The organism is Thermogutta sp. (assembly GCF_039793925.1).
Classification (GTDB): domain Bacteria; phylum Planctomycetota; class Planctomycetia; order Pirellulales; family Thermoguttaceae; genus Thermogutta.
The window spans coordinates 2,147-4,886 of the sequence record NZ_JBAMME010000251.1 but is presented as its reverse complement, the minus strand read 5'-3'; the positions used below and the strand labels follow the sequence as shown (position 1 = coordinate 4,886).

Annotated in this window: 3 protein-coding genes; all 3 read right to left on the bottom strand. The window is 53.9% G+C overall.

The genetic code is table 11. From position 1 onward, the window contains the following. Nucleotides 1–1,122: glycosyltransferase family 4 protein (locus tag ABJK56_RS12100; RefSeq protein WP_347244925.1), on the bottom strand; the 1,122-nt coding region annotated here is incomplete at its 3' end. A gap of 6 nt (nt 1,123–1,128) precedes the next feature. Beyond that, nucleotides 1,129–2,133 carry a glycosyltransferase family 2 protein gene (locus tag ABJK56_RS12095; protein WP_347244924.1) on the bottom strand — a complete coding sequence of 335 codons (1,005 nt, stop codon included), beginning with the start codon at nt 2,131–2,133 and terminating at the stop codon, nt 1,129–1,131. Next, the coding region (locus ABJK56_RS12090) for a GNAT family N-acetyltransferase (protein WP_347244923.1) at nt 2,130–2,740 on the bottom strand (611 nt) is incomplete at its 5' end. The genes ABJK56_RS12095 and ABJK56_RS12090, both read right to left, overlap by 4 nt.

Genomic DNA, 2,740 nt, shown 5'->3' with positions numbered 1-2,740 from the left:
CTTCGCCACGGTGGGATGTCGCATCTGCTGATACACGCCCTCCCAAAGTTGGTCGATTTGACTGTGTGGCGTAGAAACGGTTAACAACTCTTTGAGGACGGCAGCAAGAGCCTGCCAATTTCCCGCCGGCACAACACGACCTACTTCGGGGGAGTTGATGACGTCTGGATGGCAGCCCACCAGATCTGTAACGACCACCGGCAGCCCCAATGCGAGGGCCTCCATCACGACCACGCCCCACGGTTCGGAGCGTGAAGGGAGGACAAATAGATCACAGGCACAGTACCAGCGTGGGAGCTCCCTCGGTTGCCGGAAACCGACAAATCGAACAGATTCCCTCACTCCCAACTGGCTTGCCAGATATACCAGTCTTGATCGCTCGGGCCCATCACCACAAATAATGAGTTGCGCCGGCATGTCCCGGACCACCTGACTGAACGCCCGAATGAGAAGATCGACACCTTTTTTCCAAATCAGCCGGCCTACAAAAATGATCGCAGGCATATCACCAAGTCCTAACTCCTTCCGCACCTTATCGCGGTCGGTTCGAAGTCGCGCAGCCTCTTGCCGAAGAGAGTCAAGGTCCGGTGAATTCGGAACGAAAGCACACTGGTCCGCAGGACCGCCGTAAGAGACGAGATAGTCCCTCGCCAGTTGGCCGGTGGGCAGAATCCCGGCGGAGTGTCCCACAACCCACCGCACTAATCGCCCCTTAATCGCCTTTTTATATCCGGCCCGCTTCAAACCGTGAAAACTTTCGCACATCACGAGATACGGTATCCCTTTTCTCCGCGCATACCACGCTGCGGCCAGCATGGTGAAATGGTTGTACCCCCCCAAGATTATGGCGTCGTACCGCTTCTCGCCGAGTCGCTTGAGGATGCCTGGATTCCAATAGCCGTTATGATGCCCCAGCAATGGCCAACCCCGCAATACTTCCCCTCGAAACTTCCACGGCCAGTCCAAGTCCCATGGCCGGTCATCACCCTTAGCGTAACAGTAAAACACATCCAGCTCCACGCCCGGCTGCTCGGCCACCGTATTCCAGAACGGATCGCGATACGGCGTCGGCTGCGGCGTGATGACGCAGAGGCGGATATTCGAATGTTCAGGATTGTGCATCACTTCCTATTGAATCTGGGTATTATCAGTGTCAACCGAACTCGATGAGTTGTTGGCTTCGCTCGCCATATCGACTGCTGTAATTGACGACCACAGCGACTCTCTGATGGTGTACTGGGGTTGTTTATTGATATTAAGGTGTATACGACCAAGGTATTCTCCGATGATCCCCAAAGCGAGCAACTGGAAACCACCGAGAATTAGTACGGCAACGATCAATGAGGCATAGCCCGGAACGGCAATATTTCCGACTATCTTTTGGACAAAATAATAAAGACCTAACGCAAACCCAGCAAATGCCACCACGACCCCAATTGCCGACACTATTTGGAGTGGTAAAAGAGAGAAGTTTGTAAAAAGATTCATCGCCAGGGTGAACAGCTTGGCGAAATTGTAGCCAGACCGGCCGACCTTCCTCGGTCGATGCTCGACATCAATTTGGGTGATCCGGTCCGTGTTCCAAGCAAGGAGTCCGTCGATGTATGTGTAATTCAGATCATAGGAAAGAATCGCCTCCACCACACGCCGCCGCATGATCCGAAAGGCACTGGGGGTCACGTGGGTACGAAAGACCAGCTTGTAAAAACTCACCACAATCCAAGAACCTAGGTTGCGCCATGGGGCCTGCTTGCGTTCGCACGCCACCCCATAAACCACATCTGCCCCCGTTTGCTCTATTGCCTTCAGAAGCTTCGGGATCTCCTCGGGCGGGTGTTGCCCATCGTCGTCCATCGTGATGATATAGTCACCCTTAGCATGCCGAAGACCGCACATGGTCGCATTGTGCTGGCCAAAGTTGCGCATCAATTGGATGGCCGTGATCTCGTTCGGTCGCTGTCGGTACAGGCGATGCACAACTGACCACGTCTCATCGGGACTGCCATCGTCTACGAGAATGATTTCGAAGACGATCCCGGTCTCTGCTAGAATTCGCGCGACTTGTTCGACGACCTCCTGAATGGTGTTTACTCCACAGTAGACGGGAATAACCACCGAAACATAGGGCTTCATGCCTGTCTGTCCCATAAGGGCGGTTTCAGCCACACGTGCCACACCCGGGATCGAGCCACTTCTTTGTATCCGGACGAGCGGTACAAGCGAAGGGCCAGTTCGTTATCCCCCTGGGTTGCAACCGCGATTGTGTCACCACCAGTCTCTATCACGTAGCTTTCCGCGGCGCGCACAAGTCGCGTTCCAATTCCCTCTCCTCGAACCTCCGGTCTAACAGCAATGAGGGTGATTCTTCCACCCTTTTCGTGCCGTCGAACCGAAATAAACCCCGTAACCCGACTATCCCTCAAATAACCATAATTCGCGTCCGCAAGGATGCCCCGAAGGCTGTTTTCCGCCCAAATCCGGAAAAGCTTTTCTCCCAACGTCCGAGGGATCATCGGATCGCGCATAAAGCGCGAATACGAGCCTGCAATGACTCCCAGCTCGGAAATATCTCGAACATTACAAATACTCTCAGTAAGAGCGACAATATCGTGAGTATATTCATTCGTGCTTGGAGCGTCGGCCAGGTTTTTTTCTAGCTCTACACGGTCGCACGTATACATGCTAGTGATACCATCGAAGACAATGCCCGAAGATTCTGCATCGGGAGGCCCGAAAACGT